Origin of the sequence: Paenibacillus apii, from assembly GCF_011043685.1 — a bacterium.
GTDB lineage: Bacteria > Bacillota > Bacilli > Paenibacillales > Paenibacillaceae > Paenibacillus_AQ > Paenibacillus_AQ sabinae.
In genome coordinates, this window is sequence record NZ_JAAKGU010000011.1 from 117568 (window position 1) to 138343 (window position 20776).

Below are 20776 nucleotides of genomic sequence, written 5' to 3' on the forward strand. Positions count from 1 at the left end.
GGTTTTAACCTTCACGCCACCAAACTTGGTATCCCCTCCGCCGCAGGCGTATAATGAACCCATTACAACGTTAAGCCGTGCGAAAAGAGGAATGATCATGGAACGCTGTCTGTTCATCCACGGATTTACCGGGGGCATTTTTGAAATCGAGCCTCTGTCGGAATATTTAAAACAGCATCATTATCTAACCCATACGTTCACGCTAAAAGGGCACACCGGCCGTAAGGCCGATATGCGGCGGGCCACCCGGGAGGACTGGTACGGGCAGGCCGGGAGCGAGCTGGGGCAGTTGGCGGAGAGCGGGCAGGGGGTGCATGTTATTGGCTTTTCGATGGGGGCGCTAATCGCTTCCCGTCTGGCCGTCCGCTACAAAAGTCTCGTCAAATCGCTGACCCTGCTCGCCGCGCCGGTCTTCCCGCTGAATCCGGGGGAGATTGTGAAGACGCTGGGGAGCCCTGCGATGCTGAAAAATTATGTGAGCAAGTTCGGCTCGACGCCGATCCATGCCAACCGCGAATTTAACCGGATCGTCCGTGAGAGCTTTGACCTGTTCCCGCAGATCGAGGCGCCGACGCTCATTGTGCAGGGAACGAGAGATCATCTCGTCAAAACCAAGAGCGCGGCCTATTTGGAGCGGAATATCGGCTCTTCGGGCAAGGAAATCCTGCTGGTCGAGCGCAGCGGGCATATGCTGTGCTACTGCGAGGAGAAAGAGAGGGTTCTGGACAAGGTTCACCGGTTCATCCAAGGTGCTTCTTCCATGTAACATCCGGTTTACCTGCATTTTTCCTATACGCGCCCGAGACCGCGTCAAGCCTTTCCCATTTGGGAAGGGCTTTTTTCACTCTATAAATAGCAAAAATATGGTAAAATCATCACTATCATTTCCAATTTATTGAAAAGGTGGCTGCTATGCGAAAAATCTGGTGCTTGTTAAGCGTAACGTTCCTTTCCCTGGCGATCCTTGCGGGCTGCAATTCATCAACGGCTGTTGACGAGGCTGTTCAGGCCGCAGAGAAGTACAAACAGGCCGAGTACGTAGTCAAGGCGTCCGAAGATATCTTGTCCGAAGCATCAATCCGGCAGCGAAATGAACAGATGAAGCCCTTTTTAACGGATGATTTTTATCAAAAGGCGGTCGACACCCGGTACACACTATTGCCTTTGCAAGCTGCACATAATCAGAACCTTTCCTTTAAACCGGCGAACCTAAAGTTCAATCCGGAAGAACACAAACAAGATACAGTCGAGCTGAATTATACATTGGACCTTGTGTTGTCGGACCTTGAAGGCAAGGAAAGGAAACGCGTTCCTTTGGATGGGCTACTGACCCTTGTTAACGTGAACGGGCAATGGCTCATACAGGGCGACCGATTTGATGCCCCGGCGTTTGAGAAGCTAATCATGGAAAAATAAGCCGCCAATTATTCGAAATTCAGCCTACTACCCGTCTTTCCCGATTCTTCCCGAAATGGGAAGGATTCTCCCGGCCTTTCCCAGAATGGGAAAGGTTTTTTTAGTGCGGCCTTATGTTTCAGGCATTTGAGTTTGGCACGGAAATTGCATCTTTAATATAAGCGAAGGCCAATTTAATCCGGGGGTGGGGCGCCTGACGGGAAGCAGAGATTCCATCAAGAAACGGCAGCAGGGACTATTAAAGAATCGGGAGGGATTCACCTTGACCATTCCAAAAGAATTGTTGAGCGGGATGTACCGAAAAATGCAGAGCATTCGCAAGTTCGAAAAGACAGCGTCGGTCTTTTTCGCGGAAGGCAAGATTCCGGGCTTTGTGCATTTATATATCGGGGAAGAAGCGATTGCTGTCGGCGCCTGCGCGAACTTGAGGGACGACGATTACATTACCAGCACCCACCGGGGACACGGGCATATCGTTGCCAAAGGCGGCAATCTGAAGTATATGATGGCGGAACTGTTCGGCAAAGAAACGGGCTACTGTAAAGGAAAAGGGGGCTCCATGCACATCGCAGATGCGGAACTGGGCATTCTTGGCGCCAACGGCATTGTCGGGGCCGGGCATCTGATCGCGACGGGTGCGGCCTGGAGCGCGAAGTACAGAGGAACCGATCAAGTGAGCGTATGTTTTTTTGGAGACGCTTCCACGAACCAAAGCACCTTCCATGAGGCGATGAACCTGGCCAGCATATGGAAGCTTCCGGTGATTTTCGTCTGCGAGAACAATTTGTACGGCATCTCCGTCAGCCAGGCGAGACACCAGAATATACAGGATATTTCGGAGCGGGCCGTCGGCTACGGCATGCCTTCGCTCTCGGCGGACGGCAACGATGTGCTTACGGTCTATGAGAAGGTGGGCGAAGCGGTGAGCCGGGCGCGCGCGGGCGGCGGGCCGACTTTGCTGGAGTTTAAGACGTACCGGCATCATGGCCATTTTGAAGGCGACGCTGGCGCTTACCGGCCCAAGGAGGAGGTCGAGGCCTGGCTGCAAAAGGACCCGCTTCCAAGGTTCGAAAGCTATTTGCTGGACAACGGCGTCCTGACGGAGGAGGAGCTTGAGACGATCCGGCAGGAGATCGATCAGGAGATCCGGGAAGCGCTGGAGTTCGCTGATGCAAGCCCGTATCCGGCTCCGGAGTCTTCCGTGCGGGATATTTACTCCGATTTGATTGAGGAGGCGCGAATCAGATGAGAAAAATTACTTACGGCGAGGGCATCCGCGAAGCATTGCGGGAGAAAATGCTGGAGAACAAGAACGTCGTTTTGCTGGGCGAGGATGTCGGTCCTTACGGCGGCACCTTCGGCGTCACGAAAGGGCTGTGGGAGCAGTTCGGCGAAGAGCGGGTGCGGGACACCCCGATATCGGAAGGAGTGATTGTCGGCGCTTCGGTGGGAGCGGCAGCGACGGGTCTGAAACCGGTGGCGGAGCTGATGTTCATTGATTTTCTCACCTTTGGCATGGATGGGTTGGTGAACCAGGCGGCCAAGATGCGCTACATGTTCGGCGGCAAAATCTCCGTGCCGCTCGTGCTGCGGCTTCCTGCAGGCGGCGGCATCAGCGCCGGAGCACAGCACTCCGGTTCCCTTGAGGCGTGGGTGACGCATGTGCCCGGACTTAAAGTGGTATACCCGTCCAATGCACAGGACGCGTGGGGTCTTATGCTGACCGCGATCGACGACGACAACCCGGTAGTGTACATCGAGAGCAAGGTGCTGTACTCGCAAAAGAGCGAAGTGCCGGACAAGGTCGATCCGATTCCTTTCGGCTCCGCCCGAATTGCGCGGGAAGGCGCCGATGTCTCGATTATTACCTATGGCAAGCAGGTGCATGACGCGCTCAAGGCGGCGGCTGCGCTCGCCAAAGACGGCATCGAGGCCGAGGTGATAGACCTCCGGTCGCTCTATCCGCTGGATAAAGCGACGATCTTCGGGTCGGTCGCGAAGACGCACCGGGCGCTTGTCGTTACGGAGGAAGTGAAGCGCGGCGGCTATGGCGGCGAGCTGTCGGCGCTGATTTCGGAGCAGTGCTTTGACGAGCTGGACGCCCCCGTTGTGCGGATCGGCGCGCTGGATACGCCGGTCCCGTACTCCCAGGTGCTGGAGTCGCTGGTGCTGCCGAGCGCAGAGGATATTGTCAAGGGCGTCAAAGAGATGTTCTAAATCATGGAGGTGCGTCATGGCTGAATTGGTCGTACTGCCCAAGCTGGGCCTTACAATGACGGAAGGAACCGTCTCCAATTGGCGGAAGTCCAAGGGAGACCGCGTCGAGCAGGGAGACATTCTGTTCGATGTGGAGACCGATAAAATATCCAATGAAATCGAAGCCAAAACCGGCGGCGTGCTGAGGGAGATTCTGGTCGAGGAAGGGACGGTGGAGGTCTTTCATCCGCTGGCGATTATAGCGGACGCGGATGAGGATATATCCGCGCTGCTTCCGGCAGGGGCTTCCGGAAATCCGCCGGAAGGAGAAGCGGCGTCTCCAAGGTCCGTGGCATCCGGCCTTGGCAGTTCCGGGGCGAAAGCCGTAGCCGCCGAGGAAGAAGCCGCCCAGGACGAACCGGCCGCGCCCGGCGGGCGGATCAAGGCCTCGCCGCTGGCCCGGCGAACGGCGAAGGAGCTGGACGTCGAGCTGGCTTCGGTAAGAGGCACGGGGCCGCAGGGCCGGATAACGGACGGCGACGTGCGGCGGCATGCCGAGAGCGGCAAGCAAGGTTCGCCCAAGGTCCGGATTTCTCCGGCCGCTGCGAAGGAAGCGGCGGCGCTTGGCATAAATCCCGCCGACATTCACAAGGACGGCCGAATCATGAAGGAGGATGTCCGGTCTTACGCCGCTGGAACAGAAGCGGTTCCAGTCGGGCCGAATCAAGTCCCGGGGTCTGTCTCCGGGACCGTATCTCCCGAAGCGGCTGCCGTAAGTTCGAACGCTAGTTTGCAGGAACAGGCTGTGTCGCGGGTTCCGATGAGCGCGATGCGCCGGGTCATCGCCAAACGGATGCGCGAGAGCGTCGATATTTCGCCCGCCGTCACTTACAACATGCGGGTGGACACCTCTGCATTGGCCGCTCTCAGACAACAGCTGCGGGATTCGCGGAAGATCACTTACACCGACCTGATGATCGCGATCGCCGCGAAAGCGCTGCAGGAGCATCCGCTGCTTAACTGCTCCATTGAAGGAAATGATTTGGTGCTTCACAAATCGGTTCATATCGGCGTGGCCGTGGGGCTGGAGGGCGGCCTGGTCGTCCCCGTAGTCCGCAACGCCCATCGGAAAGGACTGGGTGAAATTTCGGATGAAGTGCGCTCCCTTGCCTCAGCCGCGAGAGACAATGCCTTGACCCCGGCCGACATGACCGGAGGCACTTTTACCATAACCAATCTCGGGATGTACGGCATGGAGTCGTTTTCCCCGATTATCAATCAGCCCGAAGTGGCGATTCTGGGCGTAAATGCGATCGTGGATACGCCGGTCGCCGTGGGCGGCGAAGTCGTTGTCAAGCCGCTGATGAATCTCAGTCTGACTGCGGATCACCGGGCGGTGGACGGCGCGGTCGCGGCCCAGTTTATGCAGCGAATCAAGGCGTACGCCGAGAATCCGGCGCTGCTGCTGCTGTGAAAGGAGAACAAAGGATGAAGGTAGTCGTGCTTGGAGGAGGTCCCGGCGGCTATGTCGCCGCTATAAGGGCCGCTCAATTGGGAGCGGAAGTGACGCTGATCGAGAAAAAAGCTTTAGGCGGAACCTGCCTGAATGTCGGCTGCATTCCGACCAAAGTGCTGCTGCATACGACAGAGTTCTACACGGCGCTGAAGCGCGAATCGGCCGAGATCGGCCTGGAGGTCCCGCAGATTGCGGTGGACTGGAAGCGGCTGCAGAAGCGCAAGGACAAGATGATCCGCATAAACGCGGGCGGAATCGACGCCCTGCTTAAGAAGAACAAAGTGACGAAAATCATCGGCACCGGCAGGTTTACCGGCGTTCACGAGCTGGAAGTGAGCAAGGAAGACGGAAGCCTGCAGACGATCGGCTTTGACCGGGCCATCGTCGCCACCGGATCGGAGCCGTCGCGGGTTCCGATTCCCGGGACGGAGCTCTCCGCAGTCATCACGAGCGACGAGGCTTTGTCGCTGCCGGAGGTGCCGGGCAGCCTCTGCATTATCGGCGGCGGGGTCATCGGCTGCGAGTTCGCCAGTATTTACAGCAGCCTCGGCTGCAAGGTGACGATCATCGAGATGCTGCCGGAGCTGATCGCCGTGATGGACCGTGACATCGTCCGCTGCCTGCGGAAGGAATTCTCCACCGCAGGCGTCGATGTCCATACGGACACCCGGGTGGAGCGCATTGAGCAAACACCGAAGGGGCTGTCCATAACGGCGGTTACGCCTTCCGGCCCGATTACCGTCACAGCGGAGAAGGTGCTGTTGTCCATCGGCCGCCGTCCGAAGACGTCGGGACTCGGCCTTGAGATCCTTGGCGTCTCCATCAACAAGGGCGCCATCGAAGTCGACGGCAGCATGCGGACGGCGGTGCCATCCATTTACGCCATCGGCGACTGCGTCGGCGGAGTCATGCTTGCGCATGTCGCCTCGGCGGAAGGCGTCGTTGCGGCTGAGCACATCATGGGCGAGCCATCACCGGTCGACTTCCGGACCGTGCCGTCCTGTGTGTATACGAGACCGGAGCTGGCCTCGGTCGGACTGACCGAAGACGAAGCCCGGAAGCAGGGACGGGATGTGAAGACGGGGATCTTCCCGCTTCAGGCCAACGGCAAATCGATGATCATGGGCGAAACGAACGGGCTGGTCAAGTATGTAACCGATGAGCGGACCGGCGAGATTCTCGGGCTGCACATCGCCGGTCCGAGAGCGACGGATATGATCGCACAAGGCGCGCTGGCGCTTCGGCTGGAAGCGTCGCTGGATGAGATCGAAACGACGGTGCATGCGCATCCGACCGTTTCCGAAGCGCTGCTGGAAGCGGCCCTTGCCGTGAATCACCGCGCGATTCATTCGCATTAGGCAGGACGTTCCCCCTCTGCCGCGGGTACGGATAAGATGAATGAACCCGATGGGCGTTTCCCGTTATGGGAAAATGTCATTAGAAGTTCATCTTATCCGTTTTTTTGCCGTTATCAATCTAGGAACGGGCACTTATAATAAAGGTAGAATATTGTAAGCGCATACAATAATAACGGCTGCAGGATATGTATGTCCGGCCGAAGGAGCGGACAGAGGGGGAACAGGGAATGATCGGATTTCCGAATACGACGAGCAGATGGGAAGCTTTTATCGAGAGCGGGCGAATTCCCGAAGGAACGCGTCCGGAAATCGCGGCTTCCTGGAATAGATGCCGGGAGGCAGGAGTCAACCCGCTGCAGGGACGGGGGGTGCAGGTGTCCGCGGAAGAGCTTGGGCAGCGGCTCGAAACGAAGCGGCTGCTGGTCTCCGTGGCCCAGCCGATGATGAACAGCATCTACCAGGTGATCAAGGATACGGTTTACGCTATCGTGCTGACGGACCAGGACGGCGTGCTGCTCCGCACGATACTTAACAAGGAAATTGAGCCGGAGTGCGCGAAAGTGAATTTTATCGAGGGGGCCAGGTGGGATGAAGCCAGCGTCGGCACCAACGCCGTCGGAACCGCGCTGACGGGCGGCCTGCCGATACAGGTGGTCGGGGACGAGCATTTCTGCGAATCGCATCACGCCTGGACCTGCTCGGCGGCGCCGATTCACGACAGCTCCGGGCGGGTCATTGGCTGCCTCGATCTTTCCGGCAAAGCGGAGGATGTGCATCCCCATACCTTTGGCATTGTCGTTTCCGCCGTCAAGAGCATCGAAGAACAATTGAATGTACTGGAGACGAACCAGCTGATGAACGCCGTGTTTCAATCGATGCAGGACGGGCTGCTTGTGATCGACACAGAGTACCGCATCCGGTCGTTCAATGAGCGGCTGGCTTCCATTTTTATGCTGGAGATGGATGAGATTCGGGAGATGGACATCAAGGAGCTGCTGCGGGAGGTTGATCTGGACGGCGTGTTCCGGAACAGGACCCGTATCGGGTATGCGGATTGTACGCTAACGGTGAAAGGGAAGAAGATTGACTGCATGGTCAATATTTGTCCTTACACGCTGGATGAACGGGTGATCGGGGCGTCGCTCACCATTCGGGAAGCGGTACAGGTGCGCAAGGAGGTTAATCAGCTCGCGGGGTTCAAGGCCAATTACCGGTTTGAGGACATTGTCACGCAGCATCCCTATATGCAGGAGCAGATCGATTTTGCCCGAAAAATCGCCAGAACGAACTGCACGGTTCTGATCGAAGGGGAGAGCGGCACAGGCAAAGAGCTGTTCGCCCAGTCCATCCATAACGCCAGCGCGCGGGCGGACGGACCGTTTATCGCCATTAACTGCGCGGCGCTGCCCAAGGAGCTGGTGGAAAGCGAATTGTTCGGCTATGAAAAAGGTTCGTTTACAGGCGCCCTGCGCGAAGGCAACCCCGGCAAGTTCGAACTGGCCAGCGGTGGGACGATATTTCTCGACGAAATTGGCGAGCTGTCTCTTGAAGTTCAGGCCAAACTCCTTCGGGTGCTGGATAACCACAAGGTCCGGCGGATCGGCGGCAAGCATGAGCGGCTGCTGGATGTCCGGGTCATCGCGGCTACCAACCGAGATCTGCTGGAGGAAGTTGCGCAGAAGGCATACCGGGGCGACCTGTATTACCGGCTGAATGTCATCAATCTCAAGCTGCCCCCGCTGCGGGAGCGACCGGAGGATATACCGCCGCTTGCCCGGCTCTTCCTGCGCAAATGCAACCAGGAAAATCCCGGACCGGCCAAACGGTTTGGCGCCGGATTTCTGGAGAAATTGAAGGAGCGCCGGTGGAGCGGGAATGCGCGCGAGCTGCAAAATGCCGTCCAGCGGGCCTATTATTTATGCGCCGGGGACTGCATTACGGAGCGGGAAGCGCCTCCGGTCAGCCGGAGTGACAGCGGGCTTCGGGACTCTACATGGGCGCCTCTTCAGGCATCCGCGCCGGAGGCCCTTCCCGCGGTCAAGAGCATGCGGCAGGCCGAGCTTGAGAGCATCCGCCGCGCTCTGGCCGCAAGCGGCGGCAATGTGGTGGAGGCCGCCCGGCTGCTGCGAATTGGCAAATCGACCTTGTACCGCAAGCTGACGGAATACGGAATTGGCAGAAAGGATATCTGAACCGAGAGAAAGAGCCGCTGGTTCTGCTCAGCGGCTCTTCTTGTTCTTTTTCAGCGCTATTCTTTCGGTATTCTCCCACTGCTTCAGCAGCGGGTAAGGATCGAAGGCCCACTCCGTAAGACCGCGATCCTTGTAGATGCCGTAGTGCAGATGGGGCGGGAATTTCCCCTGCGTCCCCGGCTTGCCGTACCCGGAGCTGCCGGCCCAGCCGAGCTGCTGGCCGGGGATGACGATATCGCCGGCGGACAGCGATTTGTCGAAGCCGGACAAATGGGCGTAATAATGGTAGCGGTTCTCAATGTCGCGGATGCCGATCCGCCAGCCGCCATAGCGGTTCCAGCCTTTGGTCTCCACAACGCCGTAGCAGGTGCTCCGCACGGTGACGCCGTGGGGCGTGAACAGGTCGGTGCCTTCATGTATGCGCGCGCCGCCCCAGCTTCGCCCGCTGCCCCAGGTGCTCCGGTAGGAGTATGTGCTGCCCAGCGGGAGCGGAAAAGCGCTCCCCGAAAGGTCTAGCCGGCCAAAGTGCCGATACAGCTTGGAGAATTGGTCGATGCGCTGGGAAGCGCGGCCGTTGTGGTAATACTCCCAGACGGCGATGTTGAAGTCGCTGGCGGAGTTTCCGTATTTGGCGAGATAGGCAGCCATACTGTAAAGAACGTCAATGTCGTTTCGGAGATCGGCTTTGCCGTCTCCCGAGCCGTCGCGTCCGAATCCGTCAAAGAAGGAAATGGACGAGGGAGAGGTATCCTCCTGATCCGGATTCAGCGGACCGCACCAAATCGGCTCGGGAACCGAAATTCCAATGAGACGTTGAGGCCCGTCGGTCATTGATTTTCCTTTTTTGGCAAGGGTTCGTTCATATTGGTCGATGGCCGCCAGGCGGTACCAGGGAATATTGGTGGTTGCGCTCAATTGGTCGTATAGGTGCTGGCGGGCGGCAAGAGTATCTCCGGCAGCGGCTTCGGACCGGACCGCAATACGGTTTCCCTGATGAGACAATCCTTTGTTCCCGGGTTGCGGATTAAGGGCGGTTCCAGCGGTTGCGCCGCCGGAGCTTCCCCATAGGGCGGCCGCAGCGGACAGGGAGATCAGCGCCCGCTGCGTTCTTGTTCGTAGGAACGGCAAGGTTTACAAGCCTCCTTTTTACGGATATAAGGGCGATTACAGCAGCAGCTTTTCCTTTAGATTGAACCAAATCGCATTTTTTATCCATGAGGAACGAAAAGAAGCCGGGGTCTCACTAACGGTTCGGCTTTGCTTTTGTCACCCTTCTTTCACAAAAGCAGGCAATTCCGGATGGCGCATGCTATAATGAAAGGCAGTAACTTTACATTTTCACATTCAGTCGGAGAGGGGTTTGCTACCATGAAGAATAGAGATGCTAAACAACCCAAGCCGGATTGGATTCGTATTAAGCTGACAACCGGCGATAATTATCAGGATATTAAAGGCATGATGCGCTCCAAAACTTTACATACCGTCTGTGAAGAGGCGCGTTGCCCGAATATTTATGAATGCTGGGCGAACCGGACGGCAACTTTTATGATTCTGGGCGACATTTGCACCCGCGCCTGCCGCTTCTGCGCAGTCAACACCGGGATGCCTACCGAACTGGATCTTCAGGAGCCGGAACGGGTGGCTGAAGCCGCGGAGAACATGAACCTGCGCCACTGCGTTGTAACCAGTGTGGCGCGCGACGATCTGAAGGACGGAGGCGCAAGTATTTTTGCCGGGACGGTCGCCGCTATTCGCAAACGTCTGCCGCTGTGCAGCGTGGAGGTGCTGATTCCCGATTTCCTCGGGGACCGGGACAGCCTTAAGATTGTGATGGACAGTAAGCCCGATATTCTGAACCATAATATCGAGACAGTCGAGCGTATGTCCGACCGCGTTCGCGCCAAGGCTAAATACCGCCGCTCGCTCGAACTGCTGCGCCGGGCCAAGGAAATGCAGCCGGATATTCCGACCAAGTCCAGCATCATGCTCGGAGTCGGGGAAGAGTGGGACGAAATCCTGCAGGCGATGGACGATTTGCGCGAGGTCGACTGCGACATCCTGACGCTGGGGCAATATCTGCAGCCGTCCCCGCAGCATCTGGATGTTGTGAAATATTATCCGCCGGAGGATTTCCAGCGGCTGAAGGAAGAAGGATTGAAGCGCGGCTTCAGTCACGTGGAATCGGGACCTCTCGTCCGCAGCTCCTATCATGCGCATGAGCAGGTTCAATCGGCTGAAAAAGCCCGCGAAGGGCGGCCGGTAACGAACTGACCCCGTGACATATATTTTTTTGTGAAAGGCAGGCGAGTCTTGCTTGATCGTTATTGGCGGCAAATGTTACGAGCTTATGGTGAACCATAAGGAGGGCTGGAATCCGGAGGGCTTCCGTGGAAGATACAGCGAGGTGCTCGACCGCTATGATTATATTGTCGGCGATTGGGGCTACAGCCAGCTGCGCCTGAAAGGCTTTTATCGGGATAATCATCCGAAGGCGAACCGGGATACGGTCATTTCGGGTCTGATCGACTACATTAATGAATATTGCAACTTCGGCTGCGCCTATTTTGTCCTCCGCAAGATGAAGGATGCTCCGAAGGACCCGGACGCCAAAGATATTCTGGTCAAGGAGCCTGGCGAAGCTTCAAAGGAGATTCCGGACAAAGGACCGGTCTCCCAGACGGCCGCTGCCAGAGAGGAAGGCATTCCGCAGATTTCCTCAAGAAAGTTTCAGGCGGAATCGGCCGTTTCCAAAGAGGTGCCGTCCAGAGAATATACTTCCAAAGACAGACCCGCCAAGGATCGCGGAAGAGACAACCGGAACAGGGATTACCAGAGCAGAAAAGGCCCTCGCGAGAACCAGTCCCGGGATCATCAAGGCCGGGGCAACCACCCGAAGGGTAATCCGTCCCGGGAGAATCAGGGCCGCGAAGCCCAGGGCAGAGCCTCCCAGCAAAGACCGCCGCAAGGTCCTTCGGGACCGTCGTAACGTTCTTTGAAACGTTGTTAGCAGCCGGGATGACGATAAAAGGTGCCGCAAGGCGTTCGTTCCATGAACGCTTTGCGGCACCTTTATTGTTTTAGCATAAGTTCAGTGGCGTAAATTGCTGCTCCTAAGGCTTTATAGTAATCGTCAGGCGGTTCTGGGCCTGATTAAAGCTCCAGATTACCGCTGGGAATTTTTTCGTAAAGGTGTTGAGTGCGATAAACGTTTCTCCGTTCCGGGAGAGCGCCTCTTGAGAGGAGACGCTGAAGCCGAAGGTCTTGCCGGACCCTGCGGCGACGATGACTTTCTTGTTCTTGGCATCCCAGGTCAAAGTGCCATTAACAAGCGCCGTCAGCACACGGGAGGAAGCGTACACGCGGCCTCCCTGCTTCACCAGACCGACATTTCCGGAAAAAGCGGAACCGTTCACGTCGAGAATATGGTTGTCGCCCGCGGCTTCGATCGATTTCATGCCCGCAAGCCGAAGCGCGGTGATAATCTGCGCGGCGTCGTCTTTAACCTCGATATCCGGGGTCAGGCCGATATGGTTGAAATCGACTTTATCCGGAGTCAGATACCTTTCCGTTGTCAGCTTCAGCAGGCCGCCGTCCGACAGCTCCACCAGGCTTTGAATCCGGGCCTTTCCGTACGATTTGGTACCGACTATCGTGGCCAGATCATTGTCGTGCAGCGCTCCGGTCAGCGCTTCGGAGGCGCTGGCGGTATATTCATTCGTCAGGATAATGACAGGCACATCGATTTTGGACCCGTTCGTGATGGTTACCGGGGTAAGAACGCCCGAATTGTCTGCCGTGTACATCATAATCCCTTTGTCGATAAACTGGGATGCGATATTATAAGCCGTATCCATATATCCGCCGCCATTGTTGCGGAGATCGAGAACCATGGACTTCATTCCCGAAGCTCGCATTTTCTGGAGCACGGCCGCAAATTCTTCATCGGAATCCTCCGTGAAGCCGTTCAGCTCGATATAGGCGATTTGGGGGCCTATGATTTTGCCGGTAACCGACGGATATTCGATTTCTCCCCGCTTCACGGAGTAGGTCTTGGAAACGCCGCCGCGCTGGATGAGCAGCGTCACCTTGGTGCCCGCCTTACCGCTCAGGGTGTCGCTTTCGAGCTCACTGATTTTCACGCCGTTGATCTTCAGAATGGTGTCACCGCGTTTCAGTCCGGCGCTTTCGGCAGGCGATCCGGGCATGATCTGCTCGATATAAAGTTCGTTGCCCGAGTAGACCAACTGGACACCGATGCCGACATAATCCAGAGCCAGCTGACTTTGCAGCTCCTTGCTCTCGACTTTGCTGAAATACTGGGTATAGGGGTCGTTCAGCGACTCCACCATGCCGTCGATCGCGGCGCGGATCAAAGCGTCCTTGTCGGCTCCGGTCAGGTTGTAATCTTCGATATACTGCATGACCTCATAGATTAAATCGGTATCCGGGGCAGCCTGGCCGGATGCCTGCGCGCTGTCCGCTGCCATTGCTGCAGGAGACAGAACCAGCGACAGGGCCAGACAGGTGCCGGCCGCCGCCGCTGTTAACTTTTTAAATGTCATTTTATAACGTCCTTTACGGATTATTTGGTCCGCCTGCCTTTGTATTGGAGACGGTAAAGCTGCTGCTGATTAATAAAGTGCCGTCTATCCGAATTTCCCGTCATTTTCGTTTATGTAATCGTTCCAGGGCCGGTAAACCCCTCTCCGGTAAGTGCAGAGGTCTGCTGAGGCCCCGCCGCTTCATTGTCTTTTAGATCGGAATATCCCATTTTCTGCATGTTTTTATGTAACCTCTTGTAAAATAGCCTCATTATACCATTTGGTCTCTTTCTATGTCTATCGGCATAACACGGTCGTTCTGATAGATTGCAGGCAAAAAGAAGCCCTGCGTCAACAGCCGGGGTGGCTGCCGCACAGGCTCGTTTCAGGTCTATGCGCGTGCGATTGCCGCAGGCTGCTTATACAAGGAATGCCGAACGTACCCGGCTCCAGAATGGAAACGGACGGTAACGGGCGAAGCTGATCTTTTTCTCCGACACCTGGCACCGGATGGAAATCAGATCGTCGATAGGATGGTTGATGTGATCCAGCGTCAGCATCAGCTTTTGTTCTCTGCAGGAAAAAATGTCGCAGTGGTGATGCTTGGGCAGTACCAGCGGGGAACCCATCGTGCGGAACACCCGATTGTTGATTGATGCGATCTCGGAAATCTGAAGAGCCTCGATGGAAGGGTGGATCATTGCGCCTCCGAGGCTTTTGTTATAGGCCGTGCTTCCCGAGGGCGTCGAAATGCAGATTCCGTCCCCGCGGAACATCTCGAACGTCTCGTCGTTGATGTCGATCTGAAGAACAACCGTGCCGTCCACCCCTTTCAGCGTGGCCTCATTCAGGGCGATATGGGAAGAGGTTCCTGATTTCCTGTGGATCTCCAGCTCCAGCAGCGGATATTTAACGATCTTCGGCTTATGCGGATGATGGTCTCCGTTTCCGGACATATAATCGACGAGGGCGGGCAGTTCATCGGCCTGCCAGTCCGCATAGAAGCCGAGATGGCCCGTATGAACGCCGACGAAAGCCAGCTCGGGAATCCGGTCAATGAAGGTATGGAAGGCGTGAAGCATTGTGCCGTCTCCGCCTATGGAAACGACGATTTCGGGTGACTCGGCGTCGAGCTGCAGCCCCCGCTCCTTCGCAAGCTTGTGAAATTGTTCGCTGAGATCAATGGACAGTTGATCGCCGCGGTCCAGGACATAATATCTCAAGGTGAATAGACTCCTTTGTTAGGTTCTGTCATACACCGATCATAATCAATCTGAGTCCGGAACACAATGTTTGGCGGATCAAAAGGATAAAGCGCCCATGAAGCAGCGGCCGCTCTGCCCGGTTCGGCAAGGGAGGCTATCACAGGAGGGGAGCGGCCCGGGCGGCGGCGGCCCTTTCTAAAGGTCCCGCAAATTCAGCTCCGGGGGCGGCTTCCGCGCGGACGCAGAAGCCGCAGAACCCTGCCGGTGGCAGCCGTTGCAAGCGACAGCAGCAGAGTGCCGGCGAGCAGGAGGGGAAGGAGCGCGAATCCTGCGGCGGGCGGATACAGTCCGGGAACGGGCGTCCACGGGAAAGCCAGCGCCGGGGATGCCTCCATCATCGGCCGCCAGAGAAGTAGCGTAAATCCGGCCGCCAGGAAGGCATGCAGGAAGCGGGCGGTCATGAACGGCAGATAGCGAAGCCCGGTGCCGTTCCATATGCTCGCGACCTGAGCGTGCACGGACAGGCCTCCCCAGGAGAGAATGAAGGCGGCCGCGGCGGCTTTGAAAGGGAGCGCGGCCGCCGCGGTTCCGGAGGCCTTGGCGCCAAGCGTAACCTCGAAGAAGCCGCTGGTAATCGCCTCGTTCAGCCCGGCGGGGAAACGGAAGAGCGATAAGAGTCCTCCCGTCAGCGAGATGAGGAAGGACATCACTCCGGCCCGGTTCAGCAGCTCCATCAGCACTGTGAAGAATACAACCAGGCCGCCTACGACAATAATAAGGTGCAGAGAGGATTGTACCGCCTCCTTCAGAAGCTCTCCAAATGAACGCCCGTCGCGGCGGCGGGCCTCGGCCATGGAGGCGAGGGCGGCGCGAATCCCCCCCGCTTTGGAGGGCGGCGGCGTGGCCGAGCGGGAGGCTGTCCGTTCCGCCACGGACCTGGGCGTGGCCGCGGCGTCCGCCTCTTCCTTGCGCCCGTGAAAGGACATCAGCAGTCCGACGAGCAGGCCGCTGCCGTAATGGGCGATTGCCAGGCAGGGACCCAAAGCGGCATTCTGAAAGAAGCCGACCGATACGGCGCCCAGCAGAAAGATCGGGTCCGAGGACGTCGTGAAGGCCACAAGCCTTTCGCCCTCCACCCGGGTTAGCAGATTCTGCTCCCGGAGCTTGGCCGTCAGGCGGGCGCCTACCGGGTAGCCGGACACATAGCCCATCGCCATTACAAAGCCGCCGCTTCCGGGGATACGGAACAGCGGGCGCATCAGCGGATCAAGCAGAGCGCCGAACAGGTGGACGACTCCGAAGCCAAGCATGAGCTCGGAGATGACAAAGAAGGGAAAGAGCGACGGAAACAGCACATCCCACCAGATGGCCAGCCCGCGCAGCGCGGCGCTAAGGGCGGCTTCGGGATGAAGCAGCAGAAGCAGCATGCAGCCGGCGAGCACCAGCGCCAGAAACGGCCCCTTTAACTTGTTCAAGGTCATAATTTACGCCTCCCGGTCTATGGTAAGATATGCGGTACTAGGGACAAACATCCCAAAAAAATATAGGAAAGCGGTTACAAACGGGAGTGCATTTTCGCTTTATTTATGGTAATATAAAAATTAATTAAAGCACCCTTTCGAAAACTTCAAAATTCAGGGATGGAGTGATGATGATGAGCGTAGTTGCCGGCGTTCTCGTTTGCGCCTTTGTTTATGTCATCCGGGCCTCCCTCGTCTCTCCCGGCGATGAGGATTGGCGGACCTATTAATATGCTGCAGACGCTAAACATTTGTTTAGCGTCTTTTTTGGCTTTTTTAGCGTCTTTTTTCACTTATTAGGGGGAATATTACTCATAGGCACCTTTTCACAGAACAATATCTCCGAACGGGTCTTGTTTACTGTGTAAGGGTTTTTTGTCATAAGTAAAATTTAGTGCGAAAGATGTCGAATGACCCCTAATTTGTTATAATCAATAGGCCGATATAATTAAAAACGGCGGAAAGTTGGTTACTTCAATGAATCCGAATGAAAGCATATATGAAAATCTTGGGGGAGCCGAAGGACTGCGCAGGCTGGTGGAAGTGTTTTATGGCAAAGTGCAGGCCCACCCGCGGCTTGGTCCTCTTTTTCCGGCCGATATTTCTCCCGTTATGGATAAGCAGTACCGCTTCCTGACCCAATTCTTCGGCGGCCCGCCGCTGTATTCCGAGGTGCACGGACACCCCATGATGAGAGCGAGGCATATGCATGTGCCGATTACGGAGAACCGGGCAGAAGAGTGGCTGGCCTGCATGGGAGAGGCGCTGGAGGAAACCGGCGTAGAGGAGCCGCTTCGGACTTTTGTACTACAGCGGCTGGCAGGTCCGGCCCGCCACTTCGTCAACATGCCCCCCGCAGCAGAATAAGCGTGACGGACGAGAAAGGAATGAGGCATATGACCTATTTGGAGCCTTTGTATACGATCAAAGTAGTGTGCTGCAACTGTGAACATGAATTTGAAACGTCCAGAGTGCGTCCGAGCCTGAAGAGGGCTTTTCGCCGGGATGCCGATTTCTGCGCCTACTACAAGGAAGAGAATCCGGATTACTATGTTGTCCGGGTATGTCCCTCGTGCGGCTTCGCCTCTACGGAGAACTCCGTGTCCAGGCTGGCCGATTGGCAGCGGAAGGCGATTAACGAGCGGATCAGCAGCCGGTGGCAGCCCCGGGATTTCGGAGGCAAGCGCAGCTGGGCGGAAGCAATGGAGACCTATAAGCTGGCGCTTCTCTGCGCGCAGTTCATTCACGACAAAGAGCGCATCGTCGCAAGCCTTCTACACCATATTGCCTGGCTCTACCGTTATCAAGGCGATAACGGGCAGGAGCAGCGCTTTCTCCAGTATTCGCTGGAGTCCTATATCCATGTGTTTGAACAGGACGGAGTTGGCGGGAATGATGCGCGGCTGATGTTCCTGATCGGCGAGATCTACCGGCGGATCGGCCAGTTCTCCGAGGCCGTCAAATGGTTCTCCCGTCTGATCAACGACCGGCGGATTATGGATGCTTCGATGATTCGAGCAGCGCGCGAGCAGTGGTCGGTCCTCCGCGAGCAGATGCTCGGGGAAGAGAGCGGTCCGGCTGCGGGAACGACTCTGACGGGGGCGTAACGGGGAACCTGCTTGGTTATCACCATAAAAAAGAGGCGGTGCTTTAGCGCACCGCCCGGTCGAACAACAAATAATCGCCGTCGCTGTCCACGACGACGGGCCTTTCGCTGCAGCACGGGAAGACAAGCAGTTTCTTCTTGCCTTCCCGGACACTCTGCAGCTCTTTTGGTTTCATGGGGAGAAGCACGTTCTCCGTATGGCAGAATGGACAGGACTGGACGTACACATCGCCCAATATGATTTCATAAGGCCAGGCGTGGCTGAATGGAATCATGCTTTGTCCTTGCCTTCACCGCCGTCTTCCGCGTTACCGTCTTCCGTATTTTTTTTGGATAGCTCGGCTATTTTTTGCAATAAAATATGCTGGGGCATATGCATCAAGTGTTCAAGGGGCACACCCAGCTGCTTGGAGAGCGTCAAGGCCGTTTCCGGCGAAATTTGAAGTGGCCGCATGGTTTAAATCCTCCTGTCCTTTTGAAAATGAAATGGGCATTTGGCAGCACCCGGATTCGAACGCTTAGGTGTACAAGCTGTAGACGAGTTGAAGCATTCCCGTCTTTGGATTACGATGAATAAGCAGGAGCTCCGGATCTCTGCGCAATGCTTAAAGGTAAGGTGTGTTATTCACTTTACCATGGGATGCGGCAGATGACAAAGCAATGTTGCATGAACAGTTCCGGGGAATGGATCATTTGTAAAGGAATGGTGATAGAAGATGAAACAGCCGTTGTCTTTAACCTGGGAACTCGATTCTCTCTTTCCGGGAGGATCGTCTTCTCCCGAGTTTGAACGCTTCTTAAGCGATCTGGAAAAGGATATCGGCACGCTTGCGGACAAGGTAAGAGCCGTGCAGGCTCCGGCCGATCTGGAGTCGACCCGGTCGCTTGACGGTGTGATCGATCTGCTGCAGAGCTGTACCGCGCGGCTGGTTCAGGCATCGGAGTTCGCGGGATGCCTTGGCGCGCAGAACCAGCAGGATAAAGGAGCCGTCCGTCTCTCGGGCACCGTGGCCGGGCTCAGCGCCCGGTTTCAGGGCGTAACGTCGGAATTCGAGAATGTACTGCGCCAGACCGGTGACGAGGTATGGGGAGAATGGATGGCCCGGCCCGAAATCGCTCCGCTGTCGTTCGTGCTGAGTGAAAGCCGGGACCTGGCCCGCGAGAAAATGAGCCCTGAGCTCGAGAGCCTGGCGCTTGAACTCGCGGTGGACGGCTATCACGGCTGGAGCGAGCACTATGAGACGATCGTCAGCTCAATTGCCATCCCCTACTCCGACGAGGATGGAGAGAAGAAGCTGTCGGCGGGCCAAGCCTTCAACAAGCTGCATGTCAATGACAATAAGGCGCGCAAGGAAATGTTCGCCAAATGGGAGCAGGCGTGGGAAGGCGTCGCCGATTACGCCGCCGACACGCTGAACCATCTTGCAGGCTTCCGCCTGAAGCTGTATGAGCGCCGGGGATGGGACGATGTGCTGAAGGAGCCGCTCAGCATCAACCGCATGACCCGCGAATCGCTGGACGCCATGTGGGATGTCATCGTCAAGAGCAAGCCGGTCCTCATCTCGTACCTGGAGCGCAAGGCCAAGCTGCTGGGACTTGAATCGCTCAGCTGGGAGGACGTGGAAGCCCCGCTGGCGAAATCCTCGGGCAAGATTCCTTACGACCGGGCGGCGGAAGAAATCGTCACCCAGTTCCGCAAGTTCAGCCCAAAGCTCGCGGAATTCGCCGAGCGCGCGTTCGACAGCGATTGGATCGAGGTCGAGGACCGGCCGGGTAAGCGTCCCGGCGGCTTCTGTGTCTCGTTCCCGCTGATAAATGAATCCCGGATCTTTATGACGTACAGCGGCACGCCTTCCAATGTCGCCACGCTGGCGCATGAGCTGGGCCACGCCTACCACTCCTTCCTGCTGGATGACCAGCCGGTGCTGAATCAGAACTACGCCATGAACGTAGCTGAAACGGCCTCAACCTTCGCCGAGGTAATCGTATCGGACGCCCAGGTCAAGGCGGCGGACAGCGATGAAGAGAAGCTGGCGCTGCTGGAGGAGAAGATTCAGAACAGCGTCGCCTTTTTTATGAACATCCATGCCCGCTTCCTGTTCGAGACAAGGTTCTATGAGAAGCGCAAAGGGGGACTGGTCAGCGCCGAGGAGATTTCCGCGCTTATGGTGGAGGCGCAGAAGGAAGCGTTCGGCGGAGTGCTGTCCGGCTACCATCCGCATTTCTGGGCGTCGAAGCTGCATTTCTATATTACCGACGTGCCGTTCTACAATTTCCCGTACACAGTCGGCTATATGTTCAGCACGGGGCTATACCGCCTTGCTCTGCAGGAAGGGCCGTCCTTCGCGGATAAGTACGATGCGCTGCTGCGGGATACCGGCGTCATGACGCTTGAGGATCTGGTGCGCAAGCACCTGGGCGTCGATCTGACCCGGCCGGACTTCTGGCAGGGAGCCGCCGATCTGATTCTTGAAGACATTTCTGCCTTCCTGGAGATGACGAAGCATTTAGCTTGACTTCAGATTTACGCAAAAGTTAGTAAGATTTGAGGAAAAAAAGCACATTCGGTTGCGTTTTTACTGTGCGAATATGAACGACCCTTGCGATGCGTAGCATTGTGGGGGTCGTTTTTCATGGATATTTGTCGAAAACAATCGATTATAAGCAAGGAAGATGAAAGAAAACGTTGAAAAATGCGCATTTATAGGGATAATAACCCAATTATGTTGATAATTGTTGTACGGTTCGGTCCGATATCCTATAATGAGTCCTAAGCCTTAGGCAGTAAGGCTGTATGTATAAAGAGGAGGAAAGATATGCTTAAGACGGAACAATTGTCTTTGGCGAGGCAGATGGATCTGGTGTTTAAAGAGCTTCAGGAGGAATTGTCGGGATTGTCTTCCGGGACCGTATTTGTACAAATACGAAATAATGTCATTGGCAAATTCGGTATCCGCCATAATCCTCTATCCGGACGCAGCGGCACATTCACCGACAAGGGGGAGGGGCTTACCGCCGGGCAGCTGTCCTCGTTTCGCCTGATGGCGCTGGAAAGTCTGAAATTCAAACGGCGGTGGACGCATGGCGAAATCAGCTATGAATTTGCCGTAAGGCAGGGAGTTGTAATGGTCGACGCCGTAATGGAATCCAATTACAACATGGCTAATCTGATGATCCGCTATCCCCGGAACACGCAGGCCGAGACTGATCATTATTGCGGATAACT

Annotated in this window: 19 protein-coding genes; 13 read left to right on the top strand and 6 right to left on the bottom strand. The window is 56.4% G+C overall.

What is annotated here, in order from left to right; translation table 11 throughout:
* The first annotated feature begins 97 nt into the window (after window positions 1–97).
* From G5B47_RS20320 to G5B47_RS20350, 7 genes are all read left to right on the top strand, one after another.
* A complete protein-coding gene (locus G5B47_RS20320; RefSeq protein WP_165102034.1) occupies window positions 98–766 on the top strand; it encodes an alpha/beta hydrolase in 669 nt (222 codons plus the stop codon).
* Window positions 767–912: 146 nt separating this feature from the next.
* Window positions 913–1416 carry a hypothetical protein gene (locus G5B47_RS20325; protein WP_165102036.1) on the top strand — a complete coding sequence of 168 codons (504 nt, stop codon included), beginning with the start codon at window positions 913–915 and terminating at the stop codon, window positions 1414–1416.
* A 292-nt stretch (window positions 1417–1708) separates the two neighbouring features.
* Window positions 1709–2665, top strand: coding sequence for a thiamine pyrophosphate-dependent dehydrogenase E1 component subunit alpha (locus G5B47_RS20330; protein WP_206107466.1), 957 nt, complete (start codon window positions 1709–1711; stop codon window positions 2663–2665).
* Window positions 2662–3633 (top strand): alpha-ketoacid dehydrogenase subunit beta, encoded by a 972-nt coding sequence (locus G5B47_RS20335; protein WP_165102040.1) that lies wholly within the window; start codon window positions 2662–2664, stop codon window positions 3631–3633. The genes G5B47_RS20330 and G5B47_RS20335 overlap by 4 nt, the downstream gene beginning before the upstream one ends.
* Before the next feature lie 16 nt (window positions 3634–3649).
* The gene (locus tag G5B47_RS20340) at window positions 3650–5086 is read left to right on the top strand and encodes a dihydrolipoamide acetyltransferase family protein (protein ID WP_165102042.1); all 1437 of its coding nucleotides are present in this window, start codon (window positions 3650–3652) and stop codon (window positions 5084–5086) included.
* 14 nt (window positions 5087–5100) lie between these two features.
* Window positions 5101–6486 carry a dihydrolipoyl dehydrogenase gene (gene lpdA, locus G5B47_RS20345; RefSeq protein ID WP_165102045.1) on the top strand — a complete coding sequence of 462 codons (1386 nt, stop codon included), beginning with the start codon at window positions 5101–5103 and terminating at the stop codon, window positions 6484–6486.
* A 227-nt stretch (window positions 6487–6713) separates the two neighbouring features.
* Window positions 6714–8678: a sigma-54-dependent Fis family transcriptional regulator gene (locus G5B47_RS20350; RefSeq protein WP_165102048.1), complete on the top strand. Its 1965-nt coding sequence runs from the start codon at window positions 6714–6716 to the stop codon at window positions 8676–8678.
* Window positions 8679–8705: 27 nt separating this feature from the next.
* Here G5B47_RS20350 and G5B47_RS20355 read toward each other — a convergent pair whose 3' ends face one another.
* A complete protein-coding gene (locus G5B47_RS20355; RefSeq protein WP_235950146.1) occupies window positions 8706–9806 on the bottom strand; it encodes a M23 family metallopeptidase in 1101 nt (366 codons plus the stop codon).
* Between the two features lie 240 nt (window positions 9807–10046).
* On the opposite strand from G5B47_RS20355, the gene lipA reads away from it, so the two are divergent.
* Entirely contained in the window at window positions 10047–10949 is a 903-nt protein-coding gene (gene lipA, locus G5B47_RS20360) for a lipoyl synthase (protein ID WP_165102050.1), read from the top strand.
* Between the two features lie 43 nt (window positions 10950–10992).
* Window positions 10993–11664, top strand: a complete 672-nt coding sequence (locus G5B47_RS20365; RefSeq protein WP_165102053.1) for a YutD family protein — start codon at window positions 10993–10995, stop codon at window positions 11662–11664.
* A gap of 124 nt (window positions 11665–11788) precedes the next feature.
* Here the strand turns inward: G5B47_RS20365 and G5B47_RS20370 are convergent, their stop codons facing one another.
* From G5B47_RS20370 to ylbJ, 3 genes are all read right to left on the bottom strand, one after another.
* Window positions 11789–13240: a S41 family peptidase gene (locus tag G5B47_RS20370; RefSeq protein ID WP_165102056.1), complete on the bottom strand. Its 1452-nt coding sequence runs from the start codon at window positions 13238–13240 to the stop codon at window positions 11789–11791.
* A gap of 398 nt (window positions 13241–13638) precedes the next feature.
* On the bottom strand, window positions 13639–14442 hold the full coding sequence (locus G5B47_RS20375; protein WP_165102059.1) for an NAD kinase: 804 nt from the start codon (window positions 14440–14442) through the stop codon (window positions 13639–13641).
* Between the two features lie 194 nt (window positions 14443–14636).
* Complete coding sequence (ylbJ, locus tag G5B47_RS20380) at window positions 14637–15905, bottom strand: sporulation integral membrane protein YlbJ (RefSeq protein WP_165102062.1); 1269 nt, start codon at window positions 15903–15905, stop codon at window positions 14637–14639.
* Window positions 15906–16421: 516 nt separating this feature from the next.
* Between ylbJ and G5B47_RS20385 the strand changes: the two genes are divergently transcribed.
* Together G5B47_RS20385 and G5B47_RS20390 are read left to right on the top strand one after the other, a co-directional pair.
* The gene (locus tag G5B47_RS20385) at window positions 16422–16811 is read left to right on the top strand and encodes a globin domain-containing protein (protein WP_165102065.1); all 390 of its coding nucleotides are present in this window, start codon (window positions 16422–16424) and stop codon (window positions 16809–16811) included.
* Window positions 16812–16840: 29 nt separating this feature from the next.
* The gene (locus G5B47_RS20390) at window positions 16841–17551 is read left to right on the top strand and encodes a DUF2225 domain-containing protein (RefSeq protein ID WP_165102200.1); all 711 of its coding nucleotides are present in this window, start codon (window positions 16841–16843) and stop codon (window positions 17549–17551) included.
* 43 nt (window positions 17552–17594) lie between these two features.
* Here G5B47_RS20390 and G5B47_RS20395 read toward each other — a convergent pair whose 3' ends face one another.
* Both G5B47_RS20395 and G5B47_RS20400 read right to left on the bottom strand, forming a co-directional pair.
* Window positions 17595–17825, bottom strand: a complete 231-nt coding sequence (locus tag G5B47_RS20395; protein ID WP_025336333.1) for a hypothetical protein — start codon at window positions 17823–17825, stop codon at window positions 17595–17597.
* Complete coding sequence (locus tag G5B47_RS20400; protein WP_165102068.1) at window positions 17822–18004, bottom strand: YycC family protein; 183 nt, start codon at window positions 18002–18004, stop codon at window positions 17822–17824. The genes G5B47_RS20395 and G5B47_RS20400 overlap by 4 nt, the downstream gene beginning before the upstream one ends.
* Window positions 18005–18266: 262 nt before the next feature.
* On the opposite strand from G5B47_RS20400, the gene G5B47_RS20405 reads away from it, so the two are divergent.
* Together G5B47_RS20405 and G5B47_RS20410 are read left to right on the top strand one after the other, a co-directional pair.
* Window positions 18267–20066 (top strand): M3 family oligoendopeptidase, encoded by a 1800-nt coding sequence (locus tag G5B47_RS20405; protein ID WP_165102071.1) that lies wholly within the window; start codon window positions 18267–18269, stop codon window positions 20064–20066.
* 300 nt (window positions 20067–20366) lie between these two features.
* Window positions 20367–20774: an O-methyltransferase gene (locus tag G5B47_RS20410; protein WP_165102074.1), complete on the top strand. Its 408-nt coding sequence runs from the start codon at window positions 20367–20369 to the stop codon at window positions 20772–20774.
* The last annotated feature ends 2 nt before the right edge of the window (window positions 20775–20776 follow it).

What these genes read in the sequence shown, in the direction of transcription:
- G5B47_RS20320 (WP_165102034.1), top strand. Translation starts at nt 98, where the DNA reads ATGGAACGCTGTCTGTTCATCCACGGATTTACCGGGGGCATTTTTGAA.
- G5B47_RS20325 (WP_165102036.1), top strand. Translation starts at nt 913, where the DNA reads ATGCGAAAAATCTGGTGCTTGTTAAGCGTAACGTTCCTTTCCCTGGCG.
- G5B47_RS20330 (WP_206107466.1), top strand. Translation starts at nt 1,709, where the DNA reads ATGTACCGAAAAATGCAGAGCATTCGCAAGTTCGAAAAGACAGCGTCG.
- G5B47_RS20335 (WP_165102040.1), top strand. Translation starts at nt 2,662, where the DNA reads ATGAGAAAAATTACTTACGGCGAGGGCATCCGCGAAGCATTGCGGGAG.
- G5B47_RS20340 (WP_165102042.1), top strand. Translation starts at nt 3,650, where the DNA reads ATGGCTGAATTGGTCGTACTGCCCAAGCTGGGCCTTACAATGACGGAA.
- lpdA (WP_165102045.1), top strand. Translation starts at nt 5,101, where the DNA reads ATGAAGGTAGTCGTGCTTGGAGGAGGTCCCGGCGGCTATGTCGCCGCT.
- G5B47_RS20350 (WP_165102048.1), top strand. Translation starts at nt 6,714, where the DNA reads ATGATCGGATTTCCGAATACGACGAGCAGATGGGAAGCTTTTATCGAG.
- lipA (WP_165102050.1), top strand. Translation starts at nt 10,047, where the DNA reads ATGAAGAATAGAGATGCTAAACAACCCAAGCCGGATTGGATTCGTATT.
- G5B47_RS20370 (WP_165102056.1), bottom strand. Translation starts at nt 13,240, where the DNA reads ATGACATTTAAAAAGTTAACAGCGGCGGCGGCCGGCACCTGTCTGGCC.
- ylbJ (WP_165102062.1), bottom strand. Translation starts at nt 15,905, where the DNA reads ATGACCTTGAACAAGTTAAAGGGGCCGTTTCTGGCGCTGGTGCTCGCC.
- G5B47_RS20385 (WP_165102065.1), top strand. Translation starts at nt 16,422, where the DNA reads ATGAATCCGAATGAAAGCATATATGAAAATCTTGGGGGAGCCGAAGGA.
- G5B47_RS20390 (WP_165102200.1), top strand. Translation starts at nt 16,841, where the DNA reads ATGACCTATTTGGAGCCTTTGTATACGATCAAAGTAGTGTGCTGCAAC.
- G5B47_RS20395 (WP_025336333.1), bottom strand. Translation starts at nt 17,825, where the DNA reads ATGATTCCATTCAGCCACGCCTGGCCTTATGAAATCATATTGGGCGAT.
- G5B47_RS20400 (WP_165102068.1), bottom strand. Translation starts at nt 18,004, where the DNA reads ATGCGGCCACTTCAAATTTCGCCGGAAACGGCCTTGACGCTCTCCAAG.
- G5B47_RS20405 (WP_165102071.1), top strand. Translation starts at nt 18,267, where the DNA reads ATGAAACAGCCGTTGTCTTTAACCTGGGAACTCGATTCTCTCTTTCCG.
- G5B47_RS20410 (WP_165102074.1), top strand. Translation starts at nt 20,367, where the DNA reads ATGCTTAAGACGGAACAATTGTCTTTGGCGAGGCAGATGGATCTGGTG.